This is a genomic window from Kitasatospora purpeofusca (assembly GCF_042691725.1).
Classification (GTDB): domain Bacteria; phylum Actinomycetota; class Actinomycetes; order Streptomycetales; family Streptomycetaceae; genus Kitasatospora; species Kitasatospora purpeofusca_B.
This window is the reverse complement of the sequence record NZ_CP170483.1, coordinates 7,236,876-7,256,150: the sequence shown is the minus strand read 5'-3', so window position 1 is coordinate 7,256,150 and position 19,275 is coordinate 7,236,876. Positions and strand designations below refer to the sequence as shown.

17 protein-coding genes are annotated in these 19,275 nt (G+C 76.3%); 2 read left to right on the top strand and 15 right to left on the bottom strand.

Annotated features, from left to right (window positions below; genetic code table 11):
- Window positions 1-8: 8 nt before the first annotated feature.
- The 15 genes from ACFCLZ_RS31340 to ACFCLZ_RS31270 form a co-directional block, all read right to left on the bottom strand.
- Window positions 9-503: a hypothetical protein gene (locus tag ACFCLZ_RS31340; protein ID WP_380281254.1), complete on the bottom strand. Its 495-nt coding sequence runs from the start codon at window positions 501-503 to the stop codon at window positions 9-11.
- A gap of 6 nt (window positions 504-509) precedes the next feature.
- Entirely contained in the window at window positions 510-2,483 is a 1,974-nt protein-coding gene (locus tag ACFCLZ_RS31335; protein WP_380281253.1) for a hypothetical protein, read from the bottom strand.
- An 863-nt stretch (window positions 2,484-3,346) separates the two neighbouring features.
- Window positions 3,347-7,369: a LysM peptidoglycan-binding domain-containing protein gene (locus ACFCLZ_RS31330; RefSeq protein WP_380281252.1), complete on the bottom strand. Its 4,023-nt coding sequence runs from the start codon at window positions 7,367-7,369 to the stop codon at window positions 3,347-3,349.
- A complete protein-coding gene (locus ACFCLZ_RS31325; RefSeq protein ID WP_380281251.1) occupies window positions 7,369-7,845 on the bottom strand; it encodes a hypothetical protein in 477 nt (158 codons plus the stop codon). The genes ACFCLZ_RS31330 and ACFCLZ_RS31325 overlap by 1 nt, the downstream gene beginning before the upstream one ends.
- Window positions 7,846-8,003: 158 nt before the next feature.
- Entirely contained in the window at window positions 8,004-8,507 is a 504-nt protein-coding gene (locus ACFCLZ_RS31320) for a TadE/TadG family type IV pilus assembly protein (protein WP_380281250.1), read from the bottom strand.
- A complete protein-coding gene (locus tag ACFCLZ_RS31315) occupies window positions 8,504-8,881 on the bottom strand; it encodes a TadE/TadG family type IV pilus assembly protein (RefSeq protein WP_380281249.1) in 378 nt (125 codons plus the stop codon). Before ACFCLZ_RS31315 ends, ACFCLZ_RS31320 begins: the two co-directional genes overlap by 4 nt.
- Before the next feature lie 41 nt (window positions 8,882-8,922).
- Window positions 8,923-9,201 (bottom strand): hypothetical protein, encoded by a 279-nt coding sequence (locus ACFCLZ_RS31310; protein WP_380281248.1) that lies wholly within the window; start codon window positions 9,199-9,201, stop codon window positions 8,923-8,925.
- A gap of 70 nt (window positions 9,202-9,271) precedes the next feature.
- Window positions 9,272-10,150: a hypothetical protein gene (locus ACFCLZ_RS31305; protein ID WP_380281247.1), complete on the bottom strand. Its 879-nt coding sequence runs from the start codon at window positions 10,148-10,150 to the stop codon at window positions 9,272-9,274.
- Window positions 10,147-11,166 (bottom strand): type II secretion system F family protein, encoded by a 1,020-nt coding sequence (locus ACFCLZ_RS31300; RefSeq protein WP_380281246.1) that lies wholly within the window; start codon window positions 11,164-11,166, stop codon window positions 10,147-10,149. The genes ACFCLZ_RS31305 and ACFCLZ_RS31300 overlap by 4 nt, the downstream gene beginning before the upstream one ends.
- Complete coding sequence (locus tag ACFCLZ_RS31295) at window positions 11,163-12,803, bottom strand: ATPase, T2SS/T4P/T4SS family (protein WP_380281245.1); 1,641 nt, start codon at window positions 12,801-12,803, stop codon at window positions 11,163-11,165. The genes ACFCLZ_RS31300 and ACFCLZ_RS31295 overlap by 4 nt, the downstream gene beginning before the upstream one ends.
- Complete coding sequence (locus ACFCLZ_RS31290) at window positions 12,793-14,121, bottom strand: hypothetical protein (protein WP_380281244.1); 1,329 nt, start codon at window positions 14,119-14,121, stop codon at window positions 12,793-12,795. Before ACFCLZ_RS31290 ends, ACFCLZ_RS31295 begins: the two co-directional genes overlap by 11 nt.
- Window position 14,122: 1 nt before the next feature.
- Complete coding sequence (locus tag ACFCLZ_RS31285) at window positions 14,123-14,986, bottom strand: SAF domain-containing protein (RefSeq protein ID WP_380281243.1); 864 nt, start codon at window positions 14,984-14,986, stop codon at window positions 14,123-14,125.
- A gap of 63 nt (window positions 14,987-15,049) precedes the next feature.
- The gene (locus tag ACFCLZ_RS31280; RefSeq protein ID WP_380281242.1) at window positions 15,050-15,982 is read right to left on the bottom strand and encodes a hypothetical protein; all 933 of its coding nucleotides are present in this window, start codon (window positions 15,980-15,982) and stop codon (window positions 15,050-15,052) included.
- Window positions 15,976-16,539, bottom strand: a complete 564-nt coding sequence (locus tag ACFCLZ_RS31275) for a hypothetical protein (RefSeq protein ID WP_380281241.1) — start codon at window positions 16,537-16,539, stop codon at window positions 15,976-15,978. Before ACFCLZ_RS31275 ends, ACFCLZ_RS31280 begins: the two co-directional genes overlap by 7 nt.
- A gap of 198 nt (window positions 16,540-16,737) precedes the next feature.
- Entirely contained in the window at window positions 16,738-17,640 is a 903-nt protein-coding gene (locus ACFCLZ_RS31270; protein WP_380281240.1) for a hypothetical protein, read from the bottom strand.
- Window positions 17,641-18,009: 369 nt separating this feature from the next.
- Between ACFCLZ_RS31270 and ACFCLZ_RS31265 the strand changes: the two genes are divergently transcribed.
- Together ACFCLZ_RS31265 and ACFCLZ_RS31260 are read left to right on the top strand one after the other, a co-directional pair.
- Window positions 18,010-18,441 (top strand): pyridoxamine 5'-phosphate oxidase family protein, encoded by a 432-nt coding sequence (locus tag ACFCLZ_RS31265; protein WP_380281239.1) that lies wholly within the window; start codon window positions 18,010-18,012, stop codon window positions 18,439-18,441.
- Between the two features lie 186 nt (window positions 18,442-18,627).
- A complete protein-coding gene (locus ACFCLZ_RS31260) occupies window positions 18,628-19,080 on the top strand; it encodes a MaoC family dehydratase (RefSeq protein ID WP_380281238.1) in 453 nt (150 codons plus the stop codon).
- Window positions 19,081-19,275 lie beyond the last annotated feature (195 nt).

Sequence of the window (19,275 nt, the reverse complement as noted above, 5' to 3'; positions counted from 1 at the left end):
CCGGTCCGTCAGTGCTCCGGCGCCCGGCCCCGGGCCATCGCCCGGGCCTCCCACGGCTCGAACCCGCCCCGGAAGACCCGGGAATCCCGCCAGGTCCCCTCCCCGGCCAGCGGAACGCCCAACAGCACATGACCGCCCGACGGCGACAGGGTCACCTCGACCTCACCGGCGATGACGGCCTGAAGGAATTCGAGCACGAGGCAGGTCGGCACCCAGTCGAAGACGTAGTCGTCGAACATGATCCGGCAGGAGTCGCTGCCGTCCGCCACCATGACGATGAAGAAGTGGTCCGCCGAGGCTTCCAAACGGAGGTCGACCTGTCGCGGCGGCGCGACCGGTACCACTTCCACCGACTCGAAGAGGCCCGACGCCTCGACCGCCGCGACGAACTCCGCCACGTCCGTCGGCGGCCAGGGCTCGCCGGTCCGCAGGGAGCGCTTGGCGTGGCGGCGGTTCTCCTGCCACTGTGCCGAGGCTTTCGCGATCGCCGACAGGATGCCCATCCCGGATCAGGCGGAGTCTGGGCGGGGGCCGGCGAGGGTGGCGAGGTGGCGTTCGGCGGCGCGGAGCTTGCGGCCGTCGGGGCCCGGGAGGTGGGCGCGCAGTTCGATGATCTCCGGGGCGATCCGGAGCGCCTCCTCGCGGTCCGGGATCGCCCGCCAGCAGGCCTCGGCGTTGGTCGCCGCGTGCTGGGTCTCCGGATGCTCCACCCCGTGGCTGCGCAGCAGGGAGAGGGCGACCTCGCGGTAGATGTCGGCCGCCTCGGCCGGCCGCCCGGCGAGGCGGGAGACGTGGGCGCGGACCTGGCGGACCTGCAGCACCGGGGCGGAGGCCGGGCCGTGCTCGGCGATCGCCTCCAGTTCGAGGGCGAAGGCCAGGTCGGTGGCGGCCGCGTGATCGCCCGCGTCGGCGCTGCGGACGATCCGGCCGATCACCTCGCGGTAGTCGGCGCGGGGCTCGGCGAGGTCCGGCTCGGGGGCGAGCTCGTCGGTCGCCACCGGCTCGGCCTCGGGCTCGGCCTCGGGCCCGGGCTCGTCGGCGGCGGGCTCGGCCTCGGGCTCGTCGGCGGGAGCGGGCTCGGGCTCGGGGGCGGGAGCGGGCTCGGGCTCGGGGGCCGGCGGCTGCCAGGCACCGGACTTCACCAGGTCGACCGGCTGCGGCGGAAGCGGCGGCGTGGGCGGCACACCGGGCTTGAGCAGGTTCACCGGCCCCTCGGGCAGCGGCGCCTCCGGCAGCGGCCGCTCGAACACCGGGGCGGCCACGACAGCGGCCGGCTTGTCCAAGGTGACGGCCGGTCGGAGCGGCGGCACCGCGTCCTGGGGCACCGCGTCCTGGGGCACGACGTCCTGCGGGACGGCGTCGCGCGACGGACCGCCCCACGGCCGCTCCTCCGTCCAGGCGGCTTCCTCCTGGGCGGCCGGGCGGGGCAGCACGGCCGCCGGGCTCGGCCCGTCGTACGGGACGGCGTCCGGGAAGGGGCTCTCGCCGCGCCGGGCGGTGTTGCGGAACACCGGTCGGTCCGGCGCGTGCGTGCTGAGCACGATCACGTCGGGGCGGAGCACCGAGTACACCTGATGGCGCAGTTGCTCGGGGGCCAGGACGGCCTCGGCGCCCGGGCGGCCGCCGTGCAGGGCCTCGATCAGCGCACGGGTGAACGTGCCGATCTGCTCGGGGTCGGGGCTGATCACGGCCCACAGCGGCAGGTCGTCGCCGAGCGTCGGGACGGCGCCCTGGAGCAGCGGCCAGGCGTTCTGGTCGGCGCTCAGGTCGGCGATCACCAGGGTCTGCCAGTCCGCCGGGCGGTGCCGCAGCTCACCGGCGATCGCCTGCCAGGCGAGGCCGTCCTGGCGGATGCTGCCGGGCTTGGAGTCCCGCAGGGTGAGGTGGAGTTGGCCGCCGCGCTTGTCGGCGAGCAGGTGCCCGCCGAGGTGGACGAGCAGCGGCCCGGGGTGGCGGGCGGCGGCGCGCAGGTGGGCGAGGACGGTGTGCGGGTCGCTGGCGCCGGGCAGGTGGACGGCGTCGACGGCGTCGGCGGCGAGCAGCACCTGCGGGGAGACGGCGGCGAGCATCGCGGACAGCACCGGCGCCTGCGCCGGCCCGCCGCGGCCCCAGGTGCGGCGGCCGGAGCTGCCGTAGCCGCCCTCGACGACCAGGATCCGGCCGCGCGGGCCGCTGCCCAGGCCGCCGATGCCGGGCAGGCCGTGCGCGGGGGTGGCGCCGGGGGCAGTGAACGGCGGAGGGACGGCCGGGCCGACGGGGGTGCCGGGGGCGCCGCCCATGGCGGGCATGCCGGTGACGGTCCATCCGGTGGACGGCGCGGGCGGTCCGGGGACCGGTCCGGGGGCGGGGGGCTCGTACAGGGCGGCCGGCCCGGGCGGGTGCTCCTCGTAGGCGTTTCGCGCGGACGGCGGCGGTACGGCGTCCCGGGGCCCCGCGTCCGGTACGGGCTCGGGACCTCCGGGGACCGCCCTCGTCTCCGCCATCTCCAGGTCACCGCCCCGCCCCGCCGCCCAGCGGCGTCTGCTGCCTCTACCCCGCGTGGTGGCTGTCACCACACCCGTGTGCGCCACCCTACGAGATCCCGCCACACCCGATCCAGGCCGGGTCGGCGTTGACACTCCCCCAGCCACACCCCCGGGGAGCCCACCTCACCCGGCGCGATCCGACGACGGCCCCCGCCCCGCCGGACAGTCCGCGAAGGGCCGGCCGCACAGGAGGTCGGCCGCACCGACTTCCCACTCCACGCCGAGTCAGAGACCCCCCGAAAACCCACCGCCGGCCCGCCCCGGCCGACACACCGAAACACGACCCCGGAGGACAGTCCGACCGGGCAAACGGCCCACACCCCGAGTCGGCGGAGTGGAAAGTCGATCCAGCCGACTTCCCACTCCAGCCCACCGACCATAGCGCCGCCGCCCTGGCGAGAGCCGGGGCGGCGGCGAGACCAACCGGAGGGAAAAGTCGACCGGACCGACTTCCCACGCCCGGGACCGCACGACAGCCAGCACACCACGATTCACCACCGGACCGGCTGGAGCAGGAAGTCGAACCGGCCGACTTCCCACTCCAGCCCACCGACCATTGCGCCGCCGCCCTGACGAGAGCCGGGGCGGCGCCGAGACCAACGGGAGGGGAACGTCGACCGGACCGACTTCCCACGCCCGGGACCGCACGACAGCCAGCACACCAGAACGGGCAGGGAACCCGCAGAAAGGATTCAGCATCGGGCCGACTGGAGTAGGAAGTCGAACCGGCCGACTTCCCACTCCAGCCCGAGGCCACAGGGGAAAGGCGGCCCGGAGGGGGAAGTCGGGTGGGCCGACTTTCCGCTCCGGGCCGAGGTGGGTCAGGAGCCGGCCAGGAGGTCGCGGAGGAGGGCCACGGTGTCGGCGTCCAGGTCGCGGCCGGTGCGGCGGCTGAGGGCGTCGAGGCGGTTGACGGCGCGCAGGAGCTGGTCGCGGGCGCCGGCGGAGGCGTAGGCGTAGAACAGGTCGCGGTGCAGGAGTTCGACGTCCGGGGCGACGGCGAGGCCGCGGAAGACGGCGGCCTCGGCGCTGCGGTGGTCGCCGTACTGGAGGCGGCGGGCGGCGAGTTCGTGGGCGGTGTCGACGATCGCGGCGATCATGTCCTGGCGTTCGCCCTCGGCCCAGCCGTAGGAGGCGGGCGGGGCCTCCGCGAACGGGGCGCCGCGGACCAGGGCGAGGGCGTGGGCGAGGGCCGCGTCGGCGGTGGCGCTGGTACTGCGCATGCCGCGCCGGTAGAGGCTGCGGAACTCGTCCCAGTCGCAGGTGACGGCGGGCGCGAAGGTGTAGCCGTCGGCCGCGTCGGTGGGCAGGAACGGCCGGCCGTCCGGGGCAGTGCCCAGCCAGGCGGCCAGGTCGGCGAGCTTGGCGGGCAGCGGGCTGCGGGCGTCGGCGGCGGTGGGGTGCGGGTCGAGGTGGGCCGCGCCCGGGTGCAGGTCGTGGTCGAGGGCGGCGTGGTCGGCACCGGGGCGCAGGGCCAGGTAGGCGGCGAGTTCGGTGAGCCGCTCGACGGTGCCGGGTTCGGCGCTGCCGCCGGTGCCCGCGACGTCGACCGGGCCGAGCAGGCGGATCCGGGGGGTGGTGCGGGTGGCGTGCGCCTCCGGGGAGCGGAGGATGGCGAGCAGGTCGTCGCTGTCGCTGCGGCCGGGGGTGGTGCGGGCGACCGGGGCGGACGCGGCCGGGCCGGGCTCGGGGCGGGCGGGGACGCGCGGGTCGGCGGCGGTCGGGGCCGGGGCCGGGTCGTGCGTCGGCGCCGGCTCGGGGATCCGCTCGGGCTCCGGGACCGGGGCGGGCGCCGGGACGGCCACCGGGGCGGGCGCGGCGTCGAGCGCGGGCGCCGGGGCCGGGACCGCCGGGACGGCCGGGGCCACAGCTGCCACGGGTGCCACCGGCTGGACGGGCTCGGCGGGTGCGACGGGACCCGGCAGGCCGAGGTTCTGCGTCGTCTCGTCCCCGTCGAAGCCGCCGGGACCTTCCGTCGCGGGCTCCCCCGTCACGGGCTCCCCGGTCACAGGCGCGACCGTCACCGGCGCGACCGGGAACACGGCGGCCGGGCCGGCCGGCACGGCGGAGGCGCCGGCCTGGCGGCCGAGCCCGTTGATGAGGTGGCGCGGGGCGGGCAGCGCGGCCGGGCCGGCGGCGCCCGGGAGCGGCGACGCCGGGTCGGTGCCGGCGAACGGGCTGGCGCCGGTGCCGATCACCCGGGCGAGCAGGCGCGGCCCGGCCGCCCCCGGGCGGCCGTCGACGTCCGCGTCCGCGTCGTCCGGCCCCCCGAAGGCGGCGTCCAGCGCGGCGAACGAGAAGCCCGCCGGGCCGTCCGCGCCCGGGCCGCCGGCCGCGCCGACGCCCGCGAGCACCGGGACGGGCACCGGCAGGTCGGCCGGCTCCAGCTCCTCGCCGTCCAGGGTCCAGGCGGGGGCGGGGTGCTGGGTGCTGTCGTCGGCGGTCCGGAGCAGCTCGGTCACCTGCTCGTACTGGCCGGTGGTCAGGCGCTGGAGCTCCAGGGTGAGGTGCAGGCCGGGGATGGTGGCCTGGCCGGTGGCCGGGAGCGTCCAGCGGGCGACCGGGCCGGTGCCGCGCTCGGGCGCCCGGGTGACCACGGCGACGCAGGTGCGGGGGCGGGCGTCGAGCAGCCGGCCCAGCTCGGCCGGGACCTCCCCGCCGGGCTGGTGGGCGCAGAGCACGATCTCGGGGACCCAGGACTCGTCGGCCAGGCCGCGGCTGCGGGCGTCCCGGGGGCTGGCGGACTCGGCGGCCACCAGCGTCGCGCGGGCCTTGGCGGTGCGCGGGCCGAGGGCGGCGAGCGCGGCCTCCAGGGTGGTGTGGCGGTGGATCCGCTCGGCGGCGGGGCCGCTGATCGGCACCTCCTCGGCGAGGTCGACCAGGTGCAGGTGGAGGCGGTCGGCGAGCGGGCTGTGGGCGAGTTCGAGGGCGAGGGTGCGCAGCACGTCGCGGGCGTCGTCCGGGTGGCCGGAGAGGTGCAGCAGCCGGACGGTCTCCAGGTCGGCGAGGACCACCGAGCCGTCGGCGGAGGAGCCGAGGGTGACCAGCGCCGGGTAGGGGGCGGCGGTCTTGCGGGCCTGGGCCGGGGAGAGGAGGCCGTCGGAGTCGGCGGCGCACCACCAGATGTTGGGCGCGTGGGCGGCGCGGAACGGTGCGACGGGGGCGGCGGCTCCGGAGAGGTGGAGCTCGATCGTGCGGCCGGGGGTGATCCGGGCGGCGACGATCGCGGGCAGCCGCTTGCCGCCGCGCAGCGTGTTGCGGGCCATGCTGCGCAGGGCCCGGTCGAGCAGGTCGAGGCCGGCGTCGTCCTGACGGGCCTTCAGCTCGGCCTCGAAGGCGGCGGCGGGGGCGGCGGGCAGGGCGATGCGGTGCCGGGGGCGGCGGGCGCGCAGCTGGCCGCCGCGCTTGCGGGCGACGGTGCCGACCATGATCGCGGCGAGCAGCACGCCGACGGTCGAGGCGGCGAGGGCCACGGTGTAGTCGTCCTCCGGGGCCTGCTCGGCGTGGGCGGCGGGCGCCTGGGCGTCGGCCTGGCCGGCGGGCGCCGGGGTCTGCGCGGACGGCTGCCCGGGGGCCGGGGTCTGCGCCGCGGGCGGCTGCCCGGCGGCGGGCGTCTCGGCGGCGGGCGCCGAGGGCGCCTGGGTGCCCGGCGCGGGCGGCGGCGGGGTCGGGGCGGGCGCGGGCTCGGCGGCCGACGCGGGGGCCTGGTCGGGGGCGGGGGCCGGGGCGGCCGCTCCGGGCAGGGTGAGCACCATGCCCGGCGCGACGACGTTCGGGTCGGTGAGCCGCTCGCCGTCCGGCGCCTGGGCGCCCTTGTTGGCCTCGAACAGCCGGGGCCAGGCCTCGGCGTCCCCGAGCGCCCGCTCGGCGATGGCCGAGAGGCTGTCGCCCTCCTTGACGGTGACGGTGCCGCCGCCCTGGGCCGCACCGCCGGACGCACCGGTCTGCGGCGTCCCGGCCGGGGCCGGATCCGGAGCCGGGGCCGGGGCCGGGGCGGGCGCGGGGGCCTTGGCCTCGTCGGGCTTGGCGTCGGCCGGCATCAGCAGGTTCCACCCGGGCTGGATCGGCCGGTCCGCGTCGAAGCGGGTGCCCGAATCGTCCATCGCCCGGCCGTCGTTCAGCTTGGCGATCTCCACCCAGCGCTCTCCCGAGCCCAGTTGGCGCTCGGCGATGGACCAGAGGCTGTCGGCGGGCCGGCTGTCGCGCACCGTGTAGCCGGCCTGCGGCTCGGCGGCGGGCGCCAGCGACGGCGCGGCCTGCGCGGCCGGCAGCGCGTGCTGCACGCCGGCCGCGACCTGGGCCGTCGCGGCGGTGGCCGCCTGCGGGTGCTCGGCGGTGGCGGCGAAGGCCCCGCCGGCCACCGGCAGCAGCGCGATCACCGCGCCCACCAGTCCGGCGGCGGCCCGCTGGCTCCAGCCGAAGGCGGGGATCCGCCGGGCCACCCGGCCGCGCAGCTGCGCCGGGATCTCCAGCAGCACGGAGAGCGCGAAGCAGGCCCAGCCGACCCAGCCGACCACCACCAGCAGCCACAGGAACAGCCGCCCGTCGTCGGGGCTGGTCAGCAGCGCGCCGAGGCCGTCGGGCGCGAGGGCGCCCATGTCGGCCACCGCCCTGGTGCCGTACAGCAGCAGCGCGGGGACGCCGACGAGCAGGCCGAGCAGGGTGATCAGGGCCGCGAGCGCGGCGAGCACGCCGCCGCCCCGGCCGCCGCGGCCCCGTCCGCCGCCGCCCGCCCGGTGGGACGGCTGCGGCGCCGGCCGTCGGCCGGACGCGGGGGTGGCGGTGGGCACACCCCGGGCCGGACGCCCGGCACGGGTCTGGTCCTTGACGCGTGGCGCGGCCATCAGTCGGTCTCCGCTTCCTTGACTCCGTGGACGAGGGTGGCGCGCCCCTTGCCCGTAACCTTCCGTATCGCGAGGTCGCCCAGCAGGACGGGGTGGTACTCGGCCCGCACCGTGATCACGACGGTGGCGCCGTCGTCCAGGAACTCCACCCTGTAGGCGCTCAGCCCGTACAGCCTGAGGTAGCTGTTGGCCGCCTCTTCGACGTACGCCCGCTGCACCTTGTACCCCTGGCCCTGCAACAGGGCCGCCTCGTCGAGCTGCTGACCGCCCACCCGGGCGGCCTCCTGGGCGTAGCTGTCGACCCGCTCCGCGAGCCGAAGCTTGCCGCCGGCGTCGACGACCAGCGCGATGACCAGCACCAGGCCGCCCGCGCACAGGCCGACGAAGATCGACACCGCGCCCCGGTCGGAGCGCCCGCCGAACGGCCCGCCGAGCCGGGCGCGGCGGAACCGCCGCACCGCGCGTCCGCGTGCCATGGCGTTCCCTCCCCACCGGTCCGTCCGCCCTCCCCCGGGCTCCCTCCGCATGCGTCTCCCCCGCCCGACGGCTCTCCAATCCCCGCCCGGCCCGCTCGTCCTCACAACCCCGTCACCACCCGGCCCACGACCTGACACAACTCCGCCCCGTCCACGCCTCACTGTCCGCGATACCGGTCGACCACCGAGACGAACCGCCCGGTGAGCGTCTTCGTCAGCGGCACGTCCGGCCCGCCGATCAGATCCCCCAGACCGACCTCGCACCACACCGTCACCTCTACCGTCGCCAAGGTCACCCCGTGGCTGACCAGTTCGCCGTGCCCGACCTCCACGTCGCTGCTCCGGCAGTGCACGCCCTGCTGCCGCAGGGCGTCCTCGGCGGCCTTCTTCGCCGCGTCGTCCATCCCGTCCACGCTGCGCGCCATCGACGCCGTCCGGGCGGCGGAGCGGGCCGCCGCCTCCACCGTGCCGCCGGCGGTCTGCACCCGGCCCGCCGCGACCGCGACCAGGATCAGCGCGACCACGACGGGCATGACGATCGCCGCCTCGATCGCGGCGCTGCCGCCGTCGCGGCCGCGCGCCGCCCGGCCGGGGAGGCGCACGGCGAGCCGCCGCACCCACCCGGCCGGGCGCGCGGACCGGCACCGCACCCGGGCGCTCACGGTTCCACCACCTCCGGCGGGACGAAGCGCTCGCGCGGCGCCTCGGCGAACTGGGTGACGGTCGGCGGCGTGATGAACGGCACGATCACCGGCGCCTTCACCTCGACGGTCACCCGGATCAGCACCGGCGAACTGCCGTCCGTCAGGACCCGGTGGTCCCGGTTGCCCTGCAGGACGAGGAAGTCCTCCGCCTGCCGGCGCGCCGCCTCGTTCTTCTGCTCGTCGCTCCGGTCCCCCTGCGTCCGCCCCGCGTCCACGCCCTCGCGGGCAGCGCTGAGCGCGAGTTGGCGCTGGTACCACCACAGCCCGGTCTGGGCGACGGCCAGCACCAGGAGCAGGACGACCGGGAAGACGATGGCCAGGCTCAGGCTCATCGACCCCCGGTCGGAACGGCGGAGGCGACGACGGCGGGTCATCAGGTGGCCGCACCCCCGTGGGGGTAGTTCGGGTCCTGCTCGACCTTCTTGACGACGTTGTCCTTCAGGTTGACCAGGGCGACCGTCACCAGGCCCGCGATGAACACCAGCGCGATGACCGCGAGCGCGAGTTCGATGCTGATGGCGCCCTTGTCGCCACGCGCGCGGGCGGCCTTGGCCCGGCCCATTCGGAAGTGGAACAGCATCAGGGCGAACTGGAACGGCAGCAGCATCGTGCCCGCCAATCGTCCGACCAGCGACTTCAGCTGATGGTTCATCGGGTGCTCCCAGGGGTGAGGTGTGGTGACGGAGGCGCTGACCTCCGCGAAGGGGCGGTTCAGTGGCGGTTCAGTTGAGCATCTTGTAGAGCGCGGGGAAGATGATCAGGATGGTCATCAGCATGGTCAGGGCGGAGCCCGGCGCGACCATCCGCTCGCTGTCGGCGTTGGCCCGGGCCAGGTCCTCGGCCATCAGCTCGCCGCGCAGGCCCTTGGCCCGGGCCCGCAGCGTGTCGTAGACGGCCGCCCCGTCGGTGCCCGAGATCCGCATGATGTCGGCCAGGTCCTGGAGCGGGGTGAGGCCCAGCTCCACGGCCAGCGCGTCCAGCCCGGCCCACGGCGGCAGCCGGTCGGTGGCGGCCCGGTCCAGCGCGTCGCGGATCCGGCGGAACACCGTGCCCCGCCCGACCGCGGCGGCCCGGCGCAGCGCCTCGGCCGGGCCGAGGTCGGCGGCCCGCTCCATCGCCACCAGTTCCAGGTAGGCGGCGATGCCGTGCAGGTACTCGACCCGCGCCTCCTTGGCCTCGCCGCGCACGATCGCGTCCGGGACGAACCAGAGCAGCCCGGCCAGCAGCGGTCCGACCACCAGCGGCAGCGCGAACGGCAGGCTCATGTCCATCAGCAGGGCCGCCACCACCAGGTACGGCGGCAGCACCAGCCCGAGCAGGGCGAACAGCAGCTTGTGCACCATGAACCGGGCCGGGGTGCGGCCGATCAGGGCGAGTTCCCGCTCGGGGATGCGCACCCCGCGCAGGCCGATGGAGCGCTCGCCGAGCCGGTCGAACCAGCGCGGCCGCTCGTCCGGGTCGAGCGGGCGCTCCGCCGGGGTCCGGTGCAGCCGGTCCAGCGCCTGGCCCAGGTCGGGCGGCGCGGGCCGGAGTTCGGCGATCAGCACGGCGACGCCGCCGGCCGCCACGGCACCGGCCAGCACGGACCACGGGGAGATCATCGCGCCTCCCCGAACAGTCGCACCGCGTCCTCGGCCCCGTCGGCCGGGCCGGGCTCACCCGCGCCGTCCGCGGGGTCCCCGCCGCCGCGGCGCCACAGGGTCCGCCGGCCGGTCCGGCTGCGCCGGTCCGCCTCCAGCAGCCGCGGCACCGGCGGGTACGAGGCCAGTGCCCGCATCCAGGCGATCACGGCGACGAACAGCGCGCAGACCACGCCGAGCACGAGCTGCCCGAGCACCGTGCCGTACGGGCGGGTGTACTCGGTGTTGAACGAGCCCACCACCACGACCAGCAGGATGATGCCGACCAGCCAGCGGATGGTGGTGCGGTGCTTGGCCCGGTCGGCCTCGATGGTGCGCCGCTGGCGGACCTCCTCGCGCACCGAGTCAGCCATGTCGGCCAGCGCCCGGGCCAGGCCCGGCCCGCTGTCCCCGGCCCGCAGCAGCAGCGCGGCGAGCACCTTGTCGGCGGTGGCGTCGGCCATGCTGTCGGCGAACACGCGCAGCGCCTCCTCCGGCCGCCAGCGGGCCTGCAGCCGGGCGGCCAGCTCGCCGACCTCGGACTCGATCGCGGCGGGCGCGGTGCGCCGGCTGGTGACGATGGCCTGGTTGAGGCCGACGCCGAGCAGCAGCACGTCGGCGATCCGCTGGGTCCACTCGGACAGCGCCTCCAGCCGCTCGATCCGGTCGGTGTCCGAGCGGGTGGCGTCGAACAGCCAGGGCAGGCCGAACACCGCCAGCGGCACCAGCAGCACGCTCAGCGGGATGCCGGTGAACAGCCAGCCGAGCGGCGCCCCGATCAGCGCGAGCGGCAGTTGGACGCGGCGCAGCCGGGCGACCCGGGCCGAGGCGGTGCCGGGCGCGCCGTACCAGAACACGTGCAGCCGGGAGGCCAGCGGGTTGAGCGCCTCCGGCTCCTCCGCCCCCTCCTCGGGCGGCTCGCTGCCGCGCGCCCAGACCACCAAGGCGACCAGCCCGGCCGTGAGGGCCAGGCCGCAGAGCACGAAGAGCGGCATCATCGGGCGCCACCGCCGATCCGGAGCTGCAGCGGTGCGGCCCAACTGCCGTACCGGGAGCCGAGCAGCGCGGCGTCGAAGCCGGCCCGGCGCAGGTCGTCCAGGCACTGCGGCGGGGTGTGCGGGACGGCGCGCGGCTCGCCGAGGTCGGGGCGCGGCCCGAACACGGTGTTCAGCGCGGGCCGGCCGCTCTCCCCGAGGCCGGTGACTTCCAGGACGTGCGAGACGAAGCGGTGCCGGCGGCCGCCGACGGCCGTCTCGTCGACCATCGCCACGTGCACGATGAGGTCGACCGCGTTGGCGGTGAGCCGGTAGGCGAGCGCGTCGGTCATGTGCGAGCCGTACTCCAGGCAGAGTTCCGCGATCCGGTCCACGACCATGTGCGGGCCGCGTGCGTGCAGGGTGCACATCGAGCCGCCCTCGCCGTTGGTCATGACGCGCAGCATCGGGACGACCTCGCCGGAGCGGACCTCGCCGACGATGATCCGCGAGAGCGTCATCCGCAGCGCGGCCGGGATGAGGTCGCCGATGGTCAGCTCGCCCGCCGAACGCCCTTCCACCCGCTCGCCGTTGCCCTCACGGGCCTCCATCGGGACGACCTGGCGCAGGTGGCCGAGGGTGTGCAGCCAGAGCTCGAACTCCGACTCCAGGGTGCCGATCCGCTCGTCCGGCGGGATCTCGGCGGCCATCGCGCGCAGCAGGCTGGTCTTGCCGACGCCCTGGGTGCCGGTGATCATCACGTTCTTCCGGGCCCGGATGGCCGAGGCCAGGAAGGCGGCGAGGGTGGTGTCCAGGGTGCCGAGCCGGACCATCTCGGGCAGGGTCGCCGAGGCCACCCGGTGCCGGCGGATCGCCACGTACGGGCGAGGGGTGACCTCGGTGAGCGCCTGGAGGCGCATGCCGCCCTCCAGGCGCAGGGCGAGGGTCGGGCTGGCGGTGGACAGGGTGCGCTCGCCGCCGCCGTGCTGGCGGGCGAGGTCCTGGAGCAGCTCGACGAGTTCGGCGTCGCTGTCGGCGACCGGCGGGACCTGGCGCAGCGGCTGGTGGACCCGGGAGACCCAGACGTCGTCGCAGCCGTTGATCAGGATGTTCTCGATCTCCGGGTCGTCGAGGTAGGGCTGGAGGCGGCCGGCCCGGAACAGCAGGTCGAAGACGGCCTCGGAGAGCGCGCGGTCCTGGTCCCGGGTCGGCGGGATGCCGTGGGTCTGCGCGTAGGCGTCGGACCAGCGGGCGACGGCCTCCTCGATCAGCGCGCGGCCGCGCTGGCGGCGGGTGGCGCGGTCGGGCTCGGTGCCGGAGCCGGCGGTCAGCCGGGTGATCTGCTGGTGCAGTTCGGCGGCGACCTGGCGCTTGATCTCGCGCGCGACCTGCGGATCGACGGCCGGGCGGGTGCCGGCGCCGCGCCGGTCGAGCGCGGGCAGCTGGGCGGGGACGGCGGTGGGCCCCTGGGGCTGCGCCTGGACGTGGGCCGGGGCCGCAGCGGCGTGGGCCGCGTGGGCGGTGTGGGACTGCGGCGGCGGCTGGTCGGCCGGGACGACCCGGCCGGGGGCCACCGGGTGGACCGGGCCGGGCAGCGGCGTCGTCCAGGGCAGCGCCGCCGGGTCGGCCGCGGGCTGCTGGTGCAGCGGGCTACCGCGCACGGAGCACCTCCCCGTCGACGGGCTGGTGGTGGTGGGGCTGGGTGGTCGGGTACGGCTGCCCGGGGTGGGGCTGCGTGTTCGGGTGGGGCTGGCCCGGGTACGGCTGGGCGTTCGGGTACGGCTGGGCGGCGGCGTCCGCGCCCGGGTACGGCGCGGCCTGCTGCTGCGGCGGCGCGCCGTGGCCGGGGAACGGCGCGGGAGCGGCCGGCTGCGGCGCCAGCCCGGCGAGCGGCGCCACCGGACCGGTCGTGATCACCGGCGGCACCGGGCCGTACGGCTGCTGGTGGGCCTGTTGCCGGGCCTGTTGCTGGGACGGCTGGGGGGACGGCTGGTGGTGCTGCTGGTACGTCGGCCCGGACGGTTGCGCGGGCCGAGGCGGCTCGACCGGCCCGGGGCGGGCGTAGTCGTACCCGGCGGCGTCGGGCTGCGGCCCGGCCGGGGCGGCCGGTCCCGGCACCGGCACCGGCACCGGGGCCGTCGGTGCCGCCGCCGGTCCCGCCGCCGGTCCCGCCGTCAGCTGCGCCGGGGCGGGCGCGAGCCGCTGCCGCCGCCGACGGACCGTCAGCTGGATCTCGTCCGCCGCCGAACGCGCCGTCCGCATCAGCTCCGAGCGGATGAACCGCCGGTCGGTGACGTCCCCGCCGTCCGACAGCACCCGGGCCGTGCGCTGCGCGTGCGGCAGCAGCCCGAGCACCGGCAGCCCGAGTTCCCGGGACACCTCCGCCCCCGAGTACGGCCCCTCGGCGATCAGCAGCAGGCCCAGCGCGTCCGAGCCGCTGCCCGCGGTGGCCAGGTCCTCGGCGAGCGCGGTCAGCCGGGGCCGGACCGCGCTCAGCCCGCGCAGGGTGGTGCGCACGGTGGCGGCCACCACGTCGGCCCGGCGGGCCAGCACCGCGCTGGTGCCGGTCGCGCCGGAGCGCCCGAGGTCGAGGATGACGTCGTAGCCCTGCGGCTCCAGCCCGCGCAGCACCTCCACCAGCGGCTCCCAGGTGTAGGCGAGGCCGGGCGCCTGGACGGGGTCGGTGAGGCCGGGCAGCAGCAGGCGTTCGGCGTTGCCGTCCGGCGAGATGTCGATCAGCTGCTCCCAGAGGGTCTGGGCGAGCAGCCCGCGCCGGTCGGCGACGGCGAGGTTGCGCAGCCCGTAGACCGCCTCGACCCGGCCCTCCAGCGCCCCGGCCAGGACGGCGCCGCCGTCCGGGTCGCACTCGACGAGCAGGATGCGGCGGCCGGGCTGCAGCGGCCAGGCCAGCAGCAGCGCCAGCGCCGTCGTGGTCGCGCCGGGTGCCCCCGGAGCGCCGACCACCGCGATGACGGCCATGTCAGTTCCCACCCGCCCCGGTCGGGGCGCCGGACGCGGCGGGCGCCCCGGAGGCGGCGGGGCGCGCGGAGGCCGGGGCACCGGACGCCGGGGCGCCGGTGGTCGGCGTGCCCGTGGTCGGCGCCCCCGTGGCAGCGGCGCCCGTGGCGGGACCGCCGGCCGCCGCACGCGGCGCCACCACCACCTGGATCCGCCCGGTGGAGACCCAGGCGGCGAGCTTGCCGGCGTCCCCCTGGTCGACGACGGCGTCGAAGACCTGGCTGCCGTCGGTGTCCACCCGGCCCACGGTGTAGACGGTGGCGGCGAGCGTCTCGGACCGCGCGCCGTCCGGGGTGTAGACGATGATCACCGGCTGGCCCGGCTGGAGCCGGGTGGCCGGCAGCTGGGTGCGCCGGGCCGAGACGCCGACCAGCAGCTGCCCGGGGTTGAGGACGAGCGACTGCGCGAGGTCGGACTTGGTGAGCAGCCCGCCCCGGTGGAGGTCGGTGGAGGCCCGCATCCCGACCGCCTTGGCCCGGTCCGCGGCGTCCAGCGGCTTGAGCGACGGATCGCTCGCGATCCGGACGACCACCAGGTCGGCCTCGGTCAGCACCTGCCCCCACGGCACGTCCCGGGCGAGCGCCAGCACCGCGACCCGCTGCCCGGTGCTGTTGTACAGCACCGCGCCGCCCAGCCCGCCGGCGGCTATCAGCGCCACCGCCATCGCCAGCACGGCGGGCCGCCGGCGCCGCGCGCCGAGCGTCCGCCCGGGGGTGCGCGGCAGCCCGCGCCGCTGCTCCGGCACGGCCGCCGGGGCGGGCGCGGTGGCCGCGCTCGCCGTGGCGGACGCGCCGGGGCCGGGCGTGGCAACTGTACGGTTCTCCACCGGGTTCGGCCTTCCTGCGTCGTTCGTCGGGGGGTTGCTGTGCGTGCCGCCGTGACCGGCGGGTTAGTTGAGGACCTGGACCTCGGAGACCCGGAAGCTGACGTTCTGCACATTGACCCGGACCTCGATCGGGTTGATCTTGGTGCCGTCGGAGACCGTCACGTCGTTCATCCACACGACCTCGACCGAGCCGGTGAACAGGCCGTTCTTCTTGGTCCCGGAACCGGTCTTGAAGACGTGGCCGCAGGTGGGAGAGGGGGCGCCTCCGTACTTGGGGTCGTACGGGGTCCCGACCGCGGCGGCGCCCTTGCAGGTCACGCTGGTCCCGTCACCGAGGTCCCACTTCACCGAGGCGAGCCGGGGTTTCAGGGCGACCGTCAGACCGCCTCTGGTGAGCGGTTCCGGACGCGGCGTCTTCGGGTCCGCCAGCCAGAGCCAGACGCTCCCCCCTACCACCGGATCGCTCTTGGGGGCGACGCCGAGAACCGGAGGATCGAAGACGGTCTCCGCCTTGATCTCATAGGCCATGTCCTTCGGGTCCGGCGGCTTGGGGATGGGCGACTGGGTCAGGAACACCTCCTCGGGAGCGCCCTGGGAACCGTCGGAGAAGACACAGGTCCTGTTGTAGAGCGCGCCTTTCGCGGGATCGTTGCTCTTCCAGCGCGGATCCCCCGCCGGGGGAGGCGGAGTGATGGCCCGGTAGTAGCAACCGTCCGATGAGCTGAACCAGCCCCGGACGGGGTCGCTGCAGGCGAGGGGCAGGCCGTTCCAGTTGCAGATCTGCGGTCCGCCGCCGCCCCCACCCGTGCCGCCACCGCCGGCGGGGGCCGTCGGCGTGCTGCCGGGCTGGCCGATCCCCGTGCAGATGGTGGTGACCTGGCAGTGGGTGGCACCCCCCGTCGGGGTGGGGTCCGCCGCAGCGGGCCCCGTTGGCGCCAGGAGTAATCCGGCGAACAACGGCGTGCCGATCACCAATCGCCGTACCGGTTTCAGCATGTGCGTCCCACCTCCCGCTTGAACTCGTCGACCAGCCAGCGCGTTTGGAACTGTCGCAGGGAAACGGTCGCCACGTACCGGCCGAACCGGTCGGGCGGGTCCTTCACCGCGCGGGTCTCGGCGTCCGCCTGGTGCCAGCCGGACACGTCCAGGCAGTCCTCGATCACGGCGGTGTTCGGATCGGCGGTCAGATCGACGGACTTCACCACCGCGGAATTCCGCGGCTCGCCCGTCATCACCAGTTTCGCGTCATGCAGTTGCTTGAGATTGACCAGGGCTTCGGTCAGCGCCTTCCCCGAGGCGAAGGTACCGAATCCGGAACCGTCCGAGTCGGTCCGCCCGAACGCCTCCGCCTGGGCCTGCCACCAGTCCTGATAAGTCCTCAGGGCGTCGCGCGCAGCGGCCCCTTCAGGTCCGTCGGTCGGCGCGTTCCCGACGTTTGCGGAACCACCCGAAGGAGGGACCGCCGTCACCCCCGCAACCGTCGGTGCGTTCGTCCCCAGGCGATCGGTGGAACCACCGGACCCGCTGCTCGCGCAACCGCCCAGCAGTAACACGAGAACCAGCCCTCCCACCCCAACCGCCCCAGGGCGCAACACAATTCCGCGCTGCCGCATCGCCCCACCTCGTCGCAGCCGACCCCGGGTGTGGACCGGGGCCGCCAGAAGAATTCCACCGTCCCGCCAGTGTTCTCCCGCGAGCATCGATTCTTCGCCAAACCGGGCCTTCACGGCAACACCTGGGGCCCCCTGACCTTACGCGGAAGGCGGATCCGTCGGCGCACTTTCCCGCCACAGCAGGGCCAACAGTTCCTCGGAAAGCGACAATCCGGCCAATGCCCCCCGAACCGCCGCCCGATTGCGCATCAGAAGCCGCCCGCCCTCCGGCGGTACGAGCAGGCGCACACCCGGCGCGTCGGGCTGGTTCGAGGGCGCACCGGCGCCCGCGCCCTCCTGCGGGGCGCCCCCGTCGAGCAGTGCGCCGACGGCCGGCTGCAGATCGTGCGGCCCGACGGCGGCGGGCGCGCCCGCGACGCCCTGCCGCAGCACGGTGGTGAGCGCCTGGCTGAACGAGCCGGGGCCGCCCGGCAGGACGGCCTCCCGGCCGCGCCGGCCCGGGGTGTAGCGGCCGGGCGCGTGGCGGCCGATCCGGCCCCAGAGCGGGACGCGCGAGTAGCTGAGCAGTTCGCCCGCGCCGTCCTCGCCGCCGCCGCGCTCCAGCGCCGCCCAGGTGTCCTTGTCGGCCACCGCGTCGACCAGCAGCAGCGCCTCCTCCTGGTCGCCGTGCACCATCGCGCTGACCACCCAGTCCCAGGCCAGCCCGCGCCGGTAGGCGTTGTCGGCGGTGGAGCCCGCCGTCACCAGGGCGAGCCGGCGGCCGCGCGGGTCGGCCACCAGCTGGCCCACCAGGCACACCAGCAGCCAGCGGCCCGGGCGGGCGGCCGCCTCCCGGACGGCGGTGAGCATGGTGTTGGCGTCCGCGCCCGGGTCGACCACGGCGACCCGGCTGCCGGCCGCGCCGGCGTCGAAGCACATCCCCGGCAGCACATCGGCCAGTAACCGGGCGCCCTCGGCCGCGTGCGCGGACCCGCCGAAGGCGCGGTCCGGCCCGCCGTCCGCCCCGATGACCACCAGATCGACCCCGCTTGCCACCCGCACCGCCCCCTCCTGCCCGGCCCCGGCCACCCGGAGCCGCCGAACCGTTCCGCCGTGCGCCCCGCCGTTCGCTCCGGCCCTGCCGCGCACGCCGTCCTGCCTTCTCCGGCGGCGCCGTTCAGTCCCCGGCACGCCCGGCGCGCCCCGGTGCCACCGCCGGGCAGGCTACCGTCCCGGGCCGACCCCGTCGGGCCTTCCGCCCGCCTTCCGGGGCCGAATCCCACGTCCGACCGCCGTCCGACCGCCGTCCGACCGGCACCCGACCCGCGCCCGGACGCCGCCCCGGCACCGGCCCGGGACGGCCGCAAGGCCCTACCGCCCAGGGACCATGGGCCCTGTCGGCCCGCGCGCGGGAGAGGGACCATCGGACCCATGGACCGTGACGACCAGCTGGAGGAACTCGGCGCGGACACGTGCCTGCGCCTGCTCAGCACCGTGCCCGTCGGACGCGTGGTGTACACCGAGCACGCGCTGCCGGCCGTGCTGCCGGTCTCCTTCGAGGTCGCACCGGACGGGCGCCTGCTGCTGGCCGTGCGCCGGGGCAGCGCCACGGCACGCGGATTGGACGGCACCGTCGTCGCCTTCCAGGCCGACCAGCTGGACCCGGTCACCCGGACCGGCTGGAGCGTGCTGGTGCACGGCCGGGCGGACGTCCTGCGCGACCCGGAGCTGGTCCGCCGCGCGCTGCGCTCGGGCCTGCGGCCCTGGGTCGGCGACCCGGACCCGATGTTCGTCTCGCTGGTGCCCGAACTGATCAGCGGCCGCCGGCTGGCCCCGTCCGGCCGCCCCGTCCCGCACTCCTGAACCGCGCACCCGAACCGCGCACCCGAACCGCACTCCTGAACCGCACCGGCCGCCCGGAGGAACACCGGTTCGAGGGCCGTCGGCCGTTCCCGGGAACCCCTGACAGGTGACCGGCGAGTAGGCATACTCTGCGGAGTTCGCAGCAACCCGCACCGCCGACCCTCCCGCCTGCCCCAGGAGCGCCCCGTGACGACCTTCGCCTCCCTCGCCGAGCTGACCGCCGCCGTCGGCACCGAACTGGGCACCAGCCGGTGGCACACCGTCGAGCAGGCCCGGATCGACCTGTTCGCCGAGGCGACCGGCGACCACCAGTGGATCCACGTCGACCCGCAGCGGGCGAAGGAGAGCCAGTTCGGCTCGACCATCGCGCACGGCTACCTCACGATGTCGATGATCCCGGTGCTGGCCAAGGAGTGCTACGGCGTCGAGGGCGTGCGGATGGCGCTCAACTACGGCTCGGAGAAGGTCCGCTTCCCCGCACCGCTGCCGGTCGGCACGGCGATCCGGGCGAAGGCCGAGCTGGTCTCCGCCACCGAGGTGACGGGCGGCGTGCAGGCCGTGGTCCGGTTCACCATCACCAGCGAGGCGAGCGCCAAGCCGCACTGCGTCGCCGACACGATCACCCGTTTCTACGCCTGATCACGGGGGAAGGCCCCTGGTCGGCGGACGGCGGCCGCCGCTCGCCGGGTCCGGACGGCCGACCACGAGTAATCTCCGACGAGACGGTTGTCGTACCGGACCGGCGTTCTGGTCGCCGGGTACGCGCCCCGGCATGCCAGGTATCCGTTGCCGTCCTTGGAGGTGCCGTGCCCCGTCCAGCCGCCCCGTGGTACT

Coding starts and splice junctions, on each gene's coding strand:
- ACFCLZ_RS31330 (WP_380281252.1), bottom strand. CDS start 7,369: ATGGCCGCGCCACGCGTCAAGGACCAGACCCGTGCCGGGCGTCCGGCC.
- ACFCLZ_RS31290 (WP_380281244.1), bottom strand. CDS start 14,121: ATGGCCGTCATCGCGGTGGTCGGCGCTCCGGGGGCACCCGGCGCGACC.
- ACFCLZ_RS31340 (WP_380281254.1), bottom strand. CDS start 503: ATGGGCATCCTGTCGGCGATCGCGAAAGCCTCGGCACAGTGGCAGGAG.
- ACFCLZ_RS31325 (WP_380281251.1), bottom strand. CDS start 7,845: ATGGCACGCGGACGCGCGGTGCGGCGGTTCCGCCGCGCCCGGCTCGGC.
- ACFCLZ_RS31310 (WP_380281248.1), bottom strand. CDS start 9,201: ATGAACCATCAGCTGAAGTCGCTGGTCGGACGATTGGCGGGCACGATG.
- ACFCLZ_RS31315 (WP_380281249.1), bottom strand. CDS start 8,881: ATGAGCCTGAGCCTGGCCATCGTCTTCCCGGTCGTCCTGCTCCTGGTG.
- ACFCLZ_RS31300 (WP_380281246.1), bottom strand. CDS start 11,166: ATGATGCCGCTCTTCGTGCTCTGCGGCCTGGCCCTCACGGCCGGGCTG.
- ACFCLZ_RS31265 (WP_380281239.1), top strand. CDS start 18,010: ATGGACCGTGACGACCAGCTGGAGGAACTCGGCGCGGACACGTGCCTG.
- ACFCLZ_RS31280 (WP_380281242.1), bottom strand. CDS start 15,982: ATGCTGAAACCGGTACGGCGATTGGTGATCGGCACGCCGTTGTTCGCC.
- ACFCLZ_RS31305 (WP_380281247.1), bottom strand. CDS start 10,150: ATGATCTCCCCGTGGTCCGTGCTGGCCGGTGCCGTGGCGGCCGGCGGC.
- ACFCLZ_RS31335 (WP_380281253.1), bottom strand. CDS start 2,483: ATGGCGGAGACGAGGGCGGTCCCCGGAGGTCCCGAGCCCGTACCGGAC.